The organism is Vibrio sp. 2130-1 (genome assembly GCF_033339515.1).
Genome location: NZ_JAWOUT010000006.1, coordinates 97,392 through 111,818, shown reverse-complemented (window position 1 = coordinate 111,818; position 14,427 = coordinate 97,392). Strand labels below are relative to the sequence as shown.

The window sequence follows — 14,427 nt, the reverse complement described above, 5'->3', positions numbered from 1 at the left end:
AGTGCTGGCTTAGGCTCAATTATTGGAAGTCTTGCATGTTCCAGTTGCCAATATCTGCAGCTGGACCTTCTCCACCCTCTTGGCCATCTGCGCCTAGAGTGAAGATATCGATTGTACCGTTATCACCTGGGCTTAAGTATTGGTACTGGTTGCCCCAAGGGTCATTAGGAAGACGTTTGATGTAACCACCATCACGGTAGTTGCGTGGCTCTGGGTTAGATGGCTTGCTAACCAATGCTTCTAGACCTTGGTCCGTTGTTGGGTAAACGCTGTTGTCCAACTTGTACATATCTAAGGCATTTTCCAACGCGACAATGTCCGTAATCGCTTTTTGTTGGTCTGCCTTCTCTTTGTTACCCAATAGGTTTGGAACAACAAAACTTGCCAAAATACCCAGGATAACTACAACAACCATCACTTCTAAAAGTGTAAAACCCTGTTGTTTACTACGCTTAAACTTCATTTTTTTCTCCGAAAGTTAGATTAAAGCCATGCCGTTAGTAGACACGTCTTAATTCGAAATTATCCGCTCATCAAGTTATTCATTTCTAGCATTGGCATCAAGGTCGCCATCACAATGAACAACACTAATCCAGCCATTAATGCAATCAGCGCAGGAGTAAACACACCCAGAGCAATATTGACTGTTGATTCAAAGTTTTGATCTTGGTTATCGGCTGCCCGCGTCAACATGCTCTCTAATTCACCACTTTGCTCACCACTGGCGATCATGTGTAGCATCATTGGTGGAAACAAGCGGGTTTGGTCCAACGCCTTACGCAGACTAGCGCCCTCTCGAACGTTATCCGCTGCAAGCAACACTTGCTGCTTCACATAACGGTTAGACATAACATCTACCGCAACGCGCATACCCTCTAGAATTGGAATCGCACTGGAAGTACAGATCGAAAGCGTTCGTGCGAATCGTGCGGTATTCAAACCTCGAGAGATCTTACCTATTAGCGGTAAGCTCAAGATTTTTCTGTCCCAAGCTAAGCGAAAGTCTGGCTTTTGCAACGCCAGTTTGAGGCCATAGAAAAGCACCACCAGCACAACGAAAATAATCAGCCCCCAATCTTGCACAAACTCACTGGCTGCCAGTAAAAATTGCGTCGATTGAGGTAACTCTTGGCCCATCTGAATGATGGGTTCAATGATTTTAGGAACCACTGTCGCCAATAAGAACGAAACGATGACAACCGCGAATACCACCAAAACTACAGGATAAATCATGGCTTGAAGCAATTTAGATCGCATCTTTTGGCGGTTTTCGACATAGTCTGCCAAACGCTCTAATACGGTATCGAGGTGACCTGATTTTTCACCCGCCGCAACCATGGAGCGGTACAGTTCATCAAACACGTGTGGGTAATCGGCAAAACTGTCGGCAAGCGGATAACCCTCTGTTACTTTCGAGCGAACCGCAGCCAACATAGAACGAATCCTCGGCTTTTCAGCCTGCTCAGAGACCGCACGCAAACACTCTTCCAAAGGCATTCCTGATTGGACTAGCGTAGACAATTGCCGTGTGATGAGTGCCAGCTCAGATGTTGAGATACCGCGCTTAAAGCTGACTGAACCTGAAGACTTAGCCGATTTAGCTTTCGTCTCGACCACTTCAATCGGGATCATCCCTTGCTCTTTGAGTCGCTGGCGCACTTGTCGGGCGTTGTCCCCTTCTATCGTGCCTTTTTTATGCTTGCCTTTTGCATCTAGCGCTTTGTACTCAAATGCCGCCATTAGGTTTCCTTCGTCACTCGCATCACTTCTTCAAGTGACGTAATACCACGACGTACTTTGCTTAAACCATCACTGCGAATACTTGGCGTATGGGCGCGAACGGCTCTCTCAATTTCTTGTTCACCAGACTCTCGATGAATCAACTCTTGCACTTGCTCATCAACCATAATGAGCTCGTGGATACCTGTTCGACCTCGGTAGCCTTTTTGGTTGCACGCTTCACAGCCTTTTGCTCGGTGCAGTTCTAACGGTTCATGCGCTTCCATACCAAACAGTTTTTTCTGTTCCGCATCGGCTTCATACGGCTCTTTACAGCTTGGACAAAGCGTTCGAACTAAGCGCTGCGCTAGCACCCCTAATAACGAAGAAGAAATAAGGAATGGCTCAATACCCATATCACGTAGACGCGTAATCGCACCCACTGCGGTGTTGGTGTGGAGAGTAGACATTACCAAGTGACCCGTTAAGGACGCTTGCACTGCAATTTGTGCGGTTTCTAAGTCACGGATCTCACCGACCATCACCACATCCGGGTCCTGACGCAGAATGGCACGCAAGCCGCGCGCAAACGTCATGTCGACCTTTGGGTTCACCTGAGTTTGACCGATGCCATCAATATCAAATTCGATCGGGTCTTCAACCGTTAGAATGTTGCGTTCGTTGCTATTGATCTCTTGCAAGCCAGCGTACAAGGTGGTGGATTTACCAGAACCTGTCGGGCCCGTCACCAAGATGATACCGTGAGGGCGGCCAATCAAGTGACGGAAGTTGTCATGCACTGAAGGTGTCATGCCCAAACTATGTAAATCAAGACGAGTCGCGTTTTTATCCAACAAACGCATTACCACGCGCTCACCATGTGAGGACGGCATCGTAGATACACGCACGTCCACCGCACGACCACCGATACGCAACGAAATACGGCCATCTTGAGGCACACGCTTTTCTGCGATATCTAGTTTAGCCATAACCTTCACACGAGAAACTAGCAAAGGCGCTAGCTTACGGCTTGGAGTCAGGACTTCACGCAATACGCCATCGACACGGAAACGAATCGAAAGGGTTTTCTCGAACGTCTCAATATGAATATCCGACGCACCTTCTTTGATCGCTTCGCCCAACATGGCGTTGATCAATTTGATGATTGGCGCATCGTCTTCCGATTCTAATAAGTCTTCATCGTGCGGCAGTTCTTCAGCCAAAGAGAAGAAATCATCGCTATCAGCACCAATATCTTCCATCAACTGACGCGCTTCAGACGAGTCGCGTTGATATGCTTCGGTCAGCTTTTTATCAAAGGCTTCTTTATCGATAGGTTGCGGTACGAAGCTTTTCTTTAATACACGACGGACTTCAACCAGAGCCGCAGGGTTAAGCGGCTCGACATAGTAAAGAATAGGTGGACGCTCAGGATGCTCTGTCTCCAGCACCAGTTTAAAGCGGTTGGCAAAACTGAATGGCAGACGACGCATACTTGGCGCTGTGTCTAACATATCAACCATTAGTTGTTTTCCATTTGATCAATAAACGCTTGAATCTCTGTTGGGTGCTGACGCTCCTGGCCAAAGGCTGGCATAACCGGGATCTTCTCGTCTGCCATCAACTTCAACCCTTGATCCGCTTTATAAAGCTGTTCTGCGCGAATAAAGTTGTATTTACGCTGCGTAATACCGTCAGCCGTCACACCATCGCGAATAATCGTCGGCTTGATGAACACCATCAAGTTACGTTTTTCTGTTTGCGTGCTAGTTGACTTGAACAGATGGCCAAGTACCGGAATGTCACCCAATAGCGGCACTTTAGACTCACTTTCAAGTGCGCGTTCATCGACCAAACCACCAAGAACCAACATCTGACCATCTTGGATCATGACAGAGGTGTTTAACTGTCGTTTAGCAAAGCGAACGTCAACCGCACCGTTTGCGCCTAATACGTTGGAAACTTCTTGTTCAATGTTTAACTGTACAGAGTCACCTTCGTTAATTTGTGGCACTACTTTGAGTTTGATACCGACTTCTTTACGGTCAACCGTTTGGAATGGGTTGTCGTTGTTTGAGCCAGCCGTAGAGCCCGTAATAACCGGAACCTCTTCACCCACAATAAATGATGCTTCGCCATTATCCATTACGGTAATACTCGGAGAAGATAGAATGTTTGAGTTGGAGTCAGAAGCAACAGCACTAATTAGCGCTGTCCAGTCACCCATGACAATACTCATTGCCGCACCATTTACTCCGCTAAGCGCTGACGCTAGCGTAGAGTAGTCACCTGATTCAGTAACATCATATGGCGTTCGTTCGCCATTAGAGTTGGTATAGTATTCAGTGCGGGTTTGATCTTTTGCTTCTTCTAGACCAACCATCACCTGACCAATCGGGGCTCCTGAGTTACCGTACTGAATTACAGCACCCGTTTCTAACGAACCCCACTGAACACCTAGGTTAATACCATCACCTTCAGACATTTCGACAATTAACGCTTCAATAAGAACCTGAGCACGACGAATATCGAGTTGAGAAATGACGTCTTGTAATGCCATCATAATATCTGGTGGCGCTGTTAAAACTAACGAGTTAGTTGCAGCGTGAGCAGCAATGACGACCTCACCACGCGATGCACCTGATGTTTTCTGACCGGCTTGCTTTTCAGCTTGCAGGTTATCGGAAACACCTTTCAATACATCCACCAAGTCTTCAGCTTTCGCATTTTTCAGGTACACAACTCGGTTGTTACCTTTTGTCGCCATTTCAACATCAAGTTGACGAATCAAACGTTTCAAGCGGGCTCTTACTTTTGGATCACCAGAAATTAAAATCGCGTTAGTACGTTCATCGGCCACAATTTTAGGTTCAAGGAACTCTGGCGTGCTTTTCTGATTCGCACTTTTATTCAGTGCTTCGACAATGCGTACCATTTCAGCAGCAGATGCATTACGCAGCTCCACCAATTCAATTTCTTTATCACCGGCTTGGTCAACACGCTTGATGATCTCTGCTAAGCGATTCACTACTGCCGCACGACCAGTAATCAAGATAATATTCGCTGGATCATAATGAACCACGTTACCGGCACCGGCGTTATCAATCAGCTGACGAAGTAGAGGAGACAACTCACGGACCGACACATTACGCACCGCGACAACTCGAGTGATAACACTATCGCCTTGCGCGCTGCCATCACCTAACACAGGGATTGCTGAGGTTTTTGAGTCTTTTGCTTTGATAACCTTAAGTACCCCATTGTCCATCTCTACGACTGCGTAACCGTATACTTCAAGGACATTAAGGAAAAAGCTGTAATATTGCTCTTCGTTAAGTACGTCATAGCTGCGGACATCGATCTTACCGCGTACTGAAGGATCAACAATGATGGTCTTTTCGAGGTTACGACCCACTATGTTGATGAATTCTTGAATATCAGTGCCTTTAAAGCTCGCACTAAATTCGTTTGCCATTGCACCTGGTACGCAGAGTAAACTTCCTGCTAGTAGCCAAGCACTTTTGCTGAACCAATGTTTCACGTATGTCTCCCTGAACTTACGCCGGTTGCCTAAGTCTTACAATTGGATATAGATATCGTACTGTTGGCCGTCTCGCTCAACAGTTAAATTTAATTCTTGCGGATCGCTCATCACTTGCATCAGTTGTACTGAAGAAGACGGGTCACTTAAATCGATCCCGTTCAGTTGAACCGCAATATCACCAGGTTGTAGCCCTACATCATTAAATAATGCGGCATCACGACCAGGTGATACTCGATAACCAACAATGTCTCCGTCTTTTTTGACGGGTGAAATGGTGATGTATTTAAAAACGCTTTGTGGATCTTTCGCAATTTCCTCGCGGATTTGCTCTAATTTCTCTCCAACGTCAGACGTCGCTGCTTCTGCTCGCTGAGCTTGCGCCCTAGCTACCTGCGGCGATTCAGATAGCTTCTTATATTCTATACCTTGCATCATTAAGGTCTCGTCTCGACCTTGGTTATCAATGATGACGCGATCCACCAATACCGCTTTTAGCGTCGCACGTGTCCCTTCGATTTCTTCACCCAAACCGTACGTAGCTTGCTTACCTCGGTTAGCAATAACAGCAAGGCTGGTATTGGCATCACTGCTGGCAACCGCACCGACTAGGGTGAGGTTAAGGCGCGTCTTAGGGGCGTCTTTAACAATAGGCTGTTCTACAACTGCCGCTTTTTGCTCAGTGAATTTACCGAATAGGTTGGCATTCTGAAGGGCATTAAAATCTATCGCGTCGCCTTTATTACTCGCAGTAACGCTACTCGCCGATGGACGCCATTGCGGCACTTCCGACGATTGAGGTATGGCTAACCACACAATTTTGCCAAGTATCCATCCGGTTATCGCAATAAACAGACAGGTAAGCAACAAGCTAAGTTTGGCTTGAATGGTATAATGATTGGACTTGATCTGAGCCAGTAGCGGTCTGCTTGATAATCCTGCACTTAGCTCTAAACGTTTCACTGAATGGATTCCTTTATTCTAACGTCCGTCATTTAAGCTATAACGATAGCTATCGACTTTAAATTGCTAAATTTGCAATAAAATTATTACTCAACAAAGAGCAGTGAACTATATCACAAGTTGTCTTTCATACCTTTTTCTTATGCAGTTTTTGCCAACTCCCTTGAAAAAAATACGCCTTGACTCCATCTGTAGGTGAATAATCCATCACTCATTGCCGTATTCGGGCAGTGATTAGATAGCGTAGTGTTCTATGAGTTCCCTAAATGAAGCCGTTAGGCTAGATAAATGGCTATGGGCCGCAAGATTTTACAAAACCCGCTCCATCGCGCGTAACATGGTCGATGGCGGTAAAGTCCACTATAATGGCCAACGAAGCAAGCCGAGTAAAATCGTTGAAGTGGGCGCTGAAGTAAGACTTCGTCAAGGCAACGAAGAAAAAATCGTGATCATCGAACAAATCTCAGATCAACGCCGAGGCGCTCCCATCGCACAAACCTTATATCGCGAAACTAATGAAAGTATAGCGAAACGTGAGGAACACGCGACTCAACGTAAGCTTAATGCCCACAACCCAAGTCCGGAACGCCGCCCAGATAAAAAGCAGCGCCGAGACATCATTAAGTTCAAACACCAATAAAAGCCGGAATTACCAACGAGGAAAGCACTCCATGGCAAATAATGTTTTAAACCGCTACCTATTCGAAGATCTTTCAGTACGTGGCGAGTTGGTACAATTAGATGAAGCGTACCAACGTGTTATCTCCAGCAAGGAATATCCGGCAGCAATAGAGAAACTGCTGGGTGAGCTACTCGTTTCAACTACTCTTTTAACTGCCACTCTTAAGTTCGAAGGTTCGATCACCATCCAGCTACAAGGCGACGGTCCTGTGTCTCTTGCCGTTATCAACGGTGACCATAACCAACGTGTTCGTGGCGTAGCTCGCTGGGAAGGCGATATTGCCGATGACGCAAACATTCACGATCTAATGGGTAAGGGCTACCTTGTGATCACTATCGAACCGAAAAACGGCGAGCGTTACCAAGGTGTCGTTGGATTAGAAGGTGACACTTTAGCAGAAGTGCTAGAAGGCTACTTTGCAAACTCAGAGCAGTTAAAAACGCGCCTATGGATCCGCACTGGTGAGCATGAGGGCAAAGCACACGCAGCAGGTATGTTGATTCAAGTGATCCCTGACGGCACTGGCTCTCCAGATGATTTCGAACATCTAGAGCAGCTCACTGATACAGTAAAAGATGAAGAATTGTTTGGTTTAGAAGCGAACGAGTTATTGTATCGACTATATAACCAAGACAAAGTACGTCTGTACGAGCCGCAACCTGTCGAGTTCCATTGTGGCTGTTCTCGTGAGCGTAGCGGTGCCGCAATCATCACCGTTGAGAAAGCTGAAATTTATGACATTTTGGCAGAAGTTGGATCAGTTTCTTTACATTGTGATTACTGTGGCACAACTTATACGTTCGACGAATCTGAAGTCACTGAACTGTATGCACAAGCTTCTACGGACAAGAAAACCCTGCATTAATTTACATAGCTTATCAAGCACGTAATTTACCCTACAAAAGGCCAGCTTAATGCTGGCCTTTTTGTGATCAACCCCTCGTAATAACTAACCTCAAGCGTAATAAAACAACTGCTTAATTTTAAACAATTAATAATGATTTTGCCCTAGCGCAAAGGATTGCGTGCACGATAGACTATTCCCACCAATATGTGACGGGTTACCTAAAACCTTATTGAAATCATGGGTAAATTTTGAGCTATCTCCCTGTTTTCTCCCCGCCCCGTTGCTAGCATGGTGAGCAGATTAAAATTAAAACATTCTTACAAAATCCCTACAAAATCCTTATAAGGAGCACCTATGACCGTTATGGAACATACTAAGGCTGCAACACTTGATCTAACCAAGCACGGACTGCATAACGTAAAAGAGGTTATTCGCAACCCAAGCTACGAAATGTTGTTTGAGGAAGAAACGCGTGAAGACCTAACCGGTTATGAGCGCGGCGTGGTTACTGAACTAGGTGCGGTTGCCGTTGACACTGGCATCTTTACTGGTCGCTCACCAAAAGATAAATACATCGTCAAAGACGCTACGACAGAAGAACATATGTGGTGGACGTCTGATCAAGTGAAAAATGATAACAAGCCAATCACTCCTGAAGTGTGGGACGAGCTAAAAGAACTGGTCACAAACCAGCTTTCTAACAAACGCTTGTTTGTTGTTGACGGTTACTGTGGTGCAAACCCAGATACACGTTTGAGCATTCGTGTTATCACAGAAGTCGCATGGCAAGCGCACTTCGTTAAAAACATGTTTATTCGCCCGACAGAAGAAGAGTTAGCGACATTTGAACCAGACTTCGTAGTAATGAATGGCGCAAAATGCACTAATCCAAAATGGGAAGAGCAAGGCCTGAACTCAGAAAACTTCACCGTATTTAACCTAACTGAGCGCATGCAACTTATCGGTGGTACTTGGTACGGCGGTGAAATGAAGAAAGGTATGTTCGCCATGATGAACTACTTCCTTCCACTAAAAGACATCGCATCAATGCACTGTAGCGCTAACATGGGCAAAGATGGCGATGTAGCGGTATTCTTCGGTCTATCTGGTACGGGTAAAACGACCCTGTCGACTGATCCTAAACGTGCGCTAATTGGTGATGATGAGCACGGCTGGGATGATGACGGTGTCTTCAACTTCGAAGGTGGTTGTTACGCAAAAACCATCAAACTTTCGAAAGAAGCGGAGCCGGACATCTACAACGCAATTCGTCGTGATGCACTGCTAGAAAACGTAACAGTACGTGGCGATGGCTCTATCGACTTTGATGATGGTTCGAAAACAGAAAACACACGTGTTTCTTACCCTATCTACCATATCGATAATATCGTTAAGCCAGTATCAAAAGGCGGTCACGCGAATAAAGTGATCTTCCTATCAGCCGATGCATTTGGCGTACTGCCTCCAGTATCTAAATTGACACCTGAGCAAACTAAGTACCACTTCCTGTCTGGCTTTACCGCCAAACTAGCGGGAACAGAGCGCGGTATTACTGAGCCAACACCAACTTTCTCTGCTTGTTTCGGCGCGGCGTTCCTAACACTTCACCCAACTAAATACGCAGAAGTACTGGTTAAACGCATGGAAGCAGCAGGCGCTGAGGCTTACCTAGTGAACACAGGTTGGAACGGCACTGGCAAACGTATCTCGATTCAAGATACGCGCGGAATTATTGATGCGATTCTTGATGGTTCGATTGAAGATGCACCAACTAAGCACATTCCTATCTTCAATCTTGAAGTACCGACTTCACTACCAGGTGTGGATCCTAGCATTCTAGACCCTCGCGACACGTACGTTGACCCACTTCAGTGGGAAAGCAAAGCGAAAGATTTAGCAGCGCGCTTTATCAATAACTTTGATAAGTACACAGACAACGCTGAAGGTAAATCTCTGGTTGCGGCTGGTCCTCAGATTGATTAAATCGAGTAACAGCGACGTCGCGTAAACTCAGTGAAAAGTTGGCATTAACTTATCACCTTTACGTAGGCCAAGTTACAAAAATTGCTTCAAGCCCCTCTTTTGAGGGGCTTTTTATTGAATACCACAGAATATTGATACAAGCTAAAGCCTATCTAGTTTTATTTCATAACACACGTAGGTTCTAGCAAAGATGAAAACAGCGCGTCGAGTTCTACTTCTGTTACTGGTTATCTTAGTTGCCATTCCGGCCGCTACGATTGCGCTGCTAACAACATCTTACGCGGACGCAACCTGGCGCTTGCTGTCAAACACCTTTTCTCTTCCCTTCCGGGCCGAAAGCGTGCGTTATGGCTTTCCCTATCACCTAACTTTACAACGCGTGAACACCAGCGGAGACGATGCGTCTTACATCGAGCAAGTCGATTTATGGATGAATCCCGATGTTTATCGCGATGGTAAATGGATCGTTGATAGTTTATTGATTGATGGTATGAGCTTGCAGTATGGTGCACCAAAGCTCCCACCTTTAGATAACGTTTTATTCCATCAAATCGCGCTCAAAAATATTGATTACGCCGACGAGCAGTTCTCTGCCAATGGCATTGACCTTCAAATTCAATCACCACAATGGAATGGTCAATTAATACCATATGGCGAAGTTCAACTTGCAGCTGACCAACTCTATTGGAATGGCGAAGCCTTTAATCAAGTCTTAGTCGATATAGACTACAAACCGCAAGACAGTACGCTTTATGGCATCTCTTTTAACTGGCGTCACAGTCAAATATCTGGGCAAGGGGAGCAGTATCCTCAAGGTTGGTCTTTAGTAAATGTGACCATCAACAAGCTGAAACTGAGTAATACGCAGCGCCAATCACTGCTTGCAAAACCTTGGCACGATCTACCATTTAACATTAATCATATTAATAGCTTAGATTTGCTTAACGTCGATATTGAATGGGGCGACTGGCACTGGCAGAACTTGGATCTTTCTGTGGAAAACGCCACACTGCCACTGTCTCTCTGGAAGACAAAAGCTCAAGTGTCATTGCAGGCGGATAGCGTTCGATTCCAGCAGCAAACCGCAATAGAGCCACGTTTGAGTGCCGCTATCGAGCCAGGAGTAATCCAGCTCAACGAGCTCAGTTTAGATTGGCAGCAAGGTCGAGTGCAAGTTTCTGGATTGTTCACGCCAACACAATGGAAGCTCAAAGAAGCCTCTATTCAAGGCCTCAAGTGGGCAACACAGCCAGAAGACAACCTAAATTGGTGGCACGCCGCCACCAGCGAGTTAGAGCATGTTGCAATCGAACGACTCGACATTGAGCGCAGCCAAATTATCCAGCTATCTCACGAACCTTATTGGCAACTTTCCGGTTTAAATATCGAAGGACAACAGCTTGATATTAAACAGTCGGCTCAACGTTGGGGCCTTTGGCAAGGCGAATTGGAAGTCAGCGTTGTCAACGCCAGCTATGACCAAATACTCACGTCTCACGCAGCACTTGCCATGCAAAGCAAAGATGGCTTTTGGCAATTGACTCGCCTTTTTGCGCCACTCGAGCAAGGCTACGTAGAAGGCATCGGACAGATAGATTTGAGTACCCCGAGCCAACCTTGGGCGCTCAACGTCAATGCTGATGGTATTCCCTTATCGCTCTTCCACGATTATTTTTTACCCGACACACTGGCTATTGATGGTTTTTCCGATCTCAGCCTCGATCTACAAGGGTTGTCAGGTGATCGCAACATGCTGGCCTACAGCTTGTCGGGTGAAGTGGAAGCCAACCTCCGAGATACCCGCTTGAAGTCCCAAGCGGATCATTCGCTCAAAGCCATTACCTTAAGTCCACTGCGTTTAAGCGCGCAACGAGGGGAAGTTGCCATAAAGCCGGTCACCATCTCAGGAAAAGCCATAAGTGGTAAGGTTTGGGGAACATTTGATATGGCCAACAACCCGCTAAGTGGCATTACTTATCAATTGGAAGAGTCGTGCGGAAACATTGAAGGCGATCTACTAAGTGGTGAAACCCACCGTAATGAGTGCGTGAACGCATCAAAACTGGCCGAGCCTACTGATATTGAGACTCCACTGAAAAATGAGCCTTCCATCGAGCAACCTATCGTGATTGATAACATCCATTTGGAGACTCAAGAGGAAGAGCTTTACGAAGAAGTTATCGAAGAAGATGAAGTACCCGACACGAATTCCGCAGCAGAACAAACCCTCTCACCGACAGAGCAAGAAGGTGAAACAGATAAGCGCCCAGCAGATCAGTCGGCGCTTACCCCATCAGCAACTGAGTAACTGCGAGTAGTTCGGTATCAACATATAGGTACCGACAAAATCCACAGCTGGCGTGTCACCACTATAAATCACTACGTGAATAACGATGCGTGCTTTGCGTCCCGACTCCAATCGGTCTAGGTCACCACTGATCCCATCCAACGAAGTACTCGCCACGGGGTTTTGTTCGACTGGTTGACGATAACGAATCGAGCTGTCGGCCAACACAATATCACCGTGCAGCCCACGCTCTTTAAGCAGCAGCCACGTCATCCCCCACCCTGTCAGGGTTGCTAAGGTAAAAGCTGACCCGGCGAACATGGTGTTATGCGGATTAAGGTTAGGATTAAGCTGCGCACAGCATTCAAACTGGTAACCCGTGTACTGGTTAATTTTGATCCCCATTTTGTCGCTAATTGGGATTTGTTGCTCCCAGCGCTGTTGAAGCTCAGTACACCATTCAGGGCGACGTAACACATTAGCCATCGGATCCAGTTGCTTCACCATTTGCTGATGGCGCACAGGGCCACGCTCATCGGTCAGCTCACCTCGACGCTCAAAGCCATTTTTTTCATAAAAGGCGATGGCATCTTCACGGGCATTACACACCAAGCGTTTCGCTCCTTCTTGGCGCGCTAACGACTCTAGTGCAACCAAAACCAGCGAACCCATCCCTTTGCTACGGCGATTATTTTTAACCGCCATATAGCGGATCTGGCCATCATTGTCCGGCGTAATGTATAAACGGCCAATCGCCATAGGACGACCTCGACCATCAACAATCATGCGGTGATGGCTCATTTCGTCGTATTCATCGCGCTCAGAGCCGATCGGCATACGCCATGGCTCACGAAGCAGTTGCCAGCGAAACTGATAATACTTGTTTATCTGATTATCGGTTTTGGGAGTAATGAGTTTGAACATATCAATCCTTTGAAAGCACAACACTAATCAGTGTCGGAAAAATTACTCCAAGCCAATTCCATGAGCTTGGAGTTAAAGCTTAGACTATGGCGCCTGTGTTACCAGATTAGACCTGCAACCAAAACGTCACTGGACCGTCATTCACCAAAGACACTTTCATATCGGCAGCGAAGCGGCCACGCTGTGTGGGTAAGACTTCTTCACACAAGTCAGAAAAGTAATCATACAAGCGCTCTGCATCAACAGGATGCGCACCGCGAGAAAAGCCAGCTCGCGTGCCTTTTTTTGTATCCGCAGGCAGCGTAAATTGAGAAACCACCAGCACTTTACCTTCCACCTGTTTAACGTTTAGGTTCATCTTGCCTTCGTCATCTTCGAACACACGGTAGGTTGTAACACGCTCCATTAAACGCTTTGCTTTAGCTTCATCGTCGTCCCTCTCTACGCCCAATAAGACCAGCAGACCACGATCAATTTCTCCTACGACTTCACCATCCACACGGACGGCTGCTTCACTGACTCGTTGAATTAGCGCTATCACTACTCTCGCTTCCTTCATCTGTTAACTGAGATTCAGCGGTCGAGTGTATCATGTCTAAATCTTCACTCCAGTGCTCTCGCTCACCAAGCGCAGCCGTAACTTCCGCCCCCAATAACACGATCATCCAGCATAAATACACCCAAACAAATAAGATAGGAATCGCCGCTAACGCGCCGTAGATGAGCTGATAAGACGGAAACTGAGTGATGTAGAGTGCAAAGCCTTTTTTACTCAACTCGAACAGTATCGCGGCGACTGCTGCCCCCATGGCACCATGAGCGAGGTGTACTTTTTTATTCGGCACTAGAATATACAAGCCAAGAAAAGCAAAAAAGGACAGCAACAACGGTAGCCAACGCAGAAATAAATTAAACGCACCAGATAATGTCTCATTCTCTAAAATTTGCAGCGAAGTCACGTACGACGTCGCCGCAATACTCGCACCGACCATGATCGGCCCTAACGTGAGTACCATCCAATACATAGAGAATGAAAAGACTAAACGGCGCTTGTCTTTAACTCGCCAAATGTAGTTTAAGTTCTTATCAATGTTGGAAATCAGCATGACCGCTGCGATGAATAAAAACCCACCGCCAACCGCGCTCATTTTGCCCGTATTCGCCACAAATTCCTGTAATGCCGTATGTACAGCTTCTCCAGAAGCCGGCACAAAATTCTCAATAATGTAGCCTTGCAGCACCTCACCAACGTTCGCAAAAACGGGAAATTTCGACAATATTGATAACAATACCGTCAGCATTGGCACAATAGACAACAAGGTAATGTAGGCAAGATAGCCCGCGTTCACATTCACACGGTCATGCGTTAATCGCTTAAGAAGGTACGTAAAAAACGCGACGCAACTTGGCAGTAGATTGATTAATCTCGCCTTGTAACTCTCTGATAACTGGTTCATAGTTCATCCCATAATTAGCGCCGA

Annotated in this window: 12 protein-coding genes; 4 read left to right on the top strand and 8 right to left on the bottom strand. The window is 46.4% G+C overall.

Annotation, left to right across the window (positions count from 1 at the left end; translation table 11 throughout):
- Positions 1-19 precede the first annotated feature (19 nt).
- The 5 genes from gspG to gspC are packed head-to-tail and all read right to left on the bottom strand — an operon-like array spanning position 20 to position 6,223.
- Complete coding sequence (gene gspG / locus R7Q09_RS10775) at positions 20-463, bottom strand: type II secretion system major pseudopilin GspG (protein ID WP_005379298.1); 444 nt, start codon at positions 461-463, stop codon at positions 20-22.
- 59 nt (positions 464-522) lie between these two features.
- Positions 523-1,740 (bottom strand): type II secretion system inner membrane protein GspF, encoded by a 1,218-nt coding sequence (gene gspF / locus R7Q09_RS10770; RefSeq protein ID WP_033905910.1) that lies wholly within the window; start codon positions 1,738-1,740, stop codon positions 523-525.
- The gene (gspE, locus tag R7Q09_RS10765) at positions 1,740-3,242 is read right to left on the bottom strand and encodes a type II secretion system ATPase GspE (RefSeq protein WP_005379296.1); all 1,503 of its coding nucleotides are present in this window, start codon (positions 3,240-3,242) and stop codon (positions 1,740-1,742) included. The genes gspF and gspE overlap by 1 nt, the downstream gene beginning before the upstream one ends.
- A complete protein-coding gene (gspD, locus tag R7Q09_RS10760) occupies positions 3,242-5,260 on the bottom strand; it encodes a type II secretion system secretin GspD (RefSeq protein WP_005379295.1) in 2,019 nt (672 codons plus the stop codon). The genes gspE and gspD overlap by 1 nt, the downstream gene beginning before the upstream one ends.
- 36 nt (positions 5,261-5,296) lie before the next feature.
- Positions 5,297-6,223 carry a type II secretion system protein GspC gene (gene gspC, locus R7Q09_RS10755; protein ID WP_115385654.1) on the bottom strand — a complete coding sequence of 309 codons (927 nt, stop codon included), beginning with the start codon at positions 6,221-6,223 and terminating at the stop codon, positions 5,297-5,299.
- A 253-nt stretch (positions 6,224-6,476) separates the two neighbouring features.
- Between gspC and hslR the strand changes: the two genes are divergently transcribed.
- From hslR to R7Q09_RS10735, 4 genes are all read left to right on the top strand, one after another.
- On the top strand, positions 6,477-6,863 hold the full coding sequence (hslR, locus tag R7Q09_RS10750) for a ribosome-associated heat shock protein Hsp15 (protein WP_005379292.1): 387 nt from the start codon (positions 6,477-6,479) through the stop codon (positions 6,861-6,863).
- Positions 6,864-6,894: 31 nt separating this feature from the next.
- Positions 6,895-7,770 carry an Hsp33 family molecular chaperone HslO gene (gene hslO, locus R7Q09_RS10745; RefSeq protein WP_031780788.1) on the top strand — a complete coding sequence of 292 codons (876 nt, stop codon included), beginning with the start codon at positions 6,895-6,897 and terminating at the stop codon, positions 7,768-7,770.
- A 336-nt stretch (positions 7,771-8,106) separates the two neighbouring features.
- Positions 8,107-9,735 (top strand): phosphoenolpyruvate carboxykinase (ATP), encoded by a 1,629-nt coding sequence (gene pckA, locus R7Q09_RS10740; protein ID WP_017820689.1) that lies wholly within the window; start codon positions 8,107-8,109, stop codon positions 9,733-9,735.
- A gap of 190 nt (positions 9,736-9,925) precedes the next feature.
- Positions 9,926-12,043, top strand: a complete 2,118-nt coding sequence (locus R7Q09_RS10735) for an AsmA family protein (protein ID WP_318070445.1) — start codon at positions 9,926-9,928, stop codon at positions 12,041-12,043.
- On the opposite strand, the gene R7Q09_RS10730 is transcribed toward R7Q09_RS10735, so the two are convergent.
- From R7Q09_RS10730 to R7Q09_RS10720, 3 genes are all read right to left on the bottom strand, one after another.
- Complete coding sequence (locus R7Q09_RS10730) at positions 12,029-12,946, bottom strand: bifunctional GNAT family N-acetyltransferase/hotdog fold thioesterase (protein ID WP_005379283.1); 918 nt, start codon at positions 12,944-12,946, stop codon at positions 12,029-12,031. The two genes, R7Q09_RS10735 and R7Q09_RS10730, sit on opposite strands and share 15 nt — an antisense overlap.
- Positions 12,947-13,052: 106 nt before the next feature.
- Positions 13,053-13,487 carry a D-aminoacyl-tRNA deacylase gene (gene dtd / locus R7Q09_RS10725; protein WP_267922946.1) on the bottom strand — a complete coding sequence of 145 codons (435 nt, stop codon included), beginning with the start codon at positions 13,485-13,487 and terminating at the stop codon, positions 13,053-13,055.
- Positions 13,459-14,403 carry a virulence factor BrkB family protein gene (locus tag R7Q09_RS10720; RefSeq protein WP_033905908.1) on the bottom strand — a complete coding sequence of 315 codons (945 nt, stop codon included), beginning with the start codon at positions 14,401-14,403 and terminating at the stop codon, positions 13,459-13,461. Before R7Q09_RS10720 ends, dtd begins: the two co-directional genes overlap by 29 nt.
- Positions 14,404-14,427: the final 24 nt, after the last annotated feature.

What these genes read in the sequence shown, in the direction of transcription:
- gspG (WP_005379298.1), bottom strand. Translation starts at nt 463, where the DNA reads ATGAAGTTTAAGCGTAGTAAACAACAGGGTTTTACACTTTTAGAAGTG.
- gspF (WP_033905910.1), bottom strand. Translation starts at nt 1,740, where the DNA reads ATGGCGGCATTTGAGTACAAAGCGCTAGATGCAAAAGGCAAGCATAAA.
- gspE (WP_005379296.1), bottom strand. Translation starts at nt 3,242, where the DNA reads ATGGTTGATATGTTAGACACAGCGCCAAGTATGCGTCGTCTGCCATTC.
- hslR (WP_005379292.1), top strand. Translation starts at nt 6,477, where the DNA reads ATGAGTTCCCTAAATGAAGCCGTTAGGCTAGATAAATGGCTATGGGCC.
- hslO (WP_031780788.1), top strand. Translation starts at nt 6,895, where the DNA reads ATGGCAAATAATGTTTTAAACCGCTACCTATTCGAAGATCTTTCAGTA.
- pckA (WP_017820689.1), top strand. Translation starts at nt 8,107, where the DNA reads ATGACCGTTATGGAACATACTAAGGCTGCAACACTTGATCTAACCAAG.
- R7Q09_RS10735 (WP_318070445.1), top strand. Translation starts at nt 9,926, where the DNA reads ATGAAAACAGCGCGTCGAGTTCTACTTCTGTTACTGGTTATCTTAGTT.
- R7Q09_RS10730 (WP_005379283.1), bottom strand. Translation starts at nt 12,946, where the DNA reads ATGTTCAAACTCATTACTCCCAAAACCGATAATCAGATAAACAAGTAT.
- R7Q09_RS10720 (WP_033905908.1), bottom strand. Translation starts at nt 14,403, where the DNA reads ATGAACCAGTTATCAGAGAGTTACAAGGCGAGATTAATCAATCTACTG.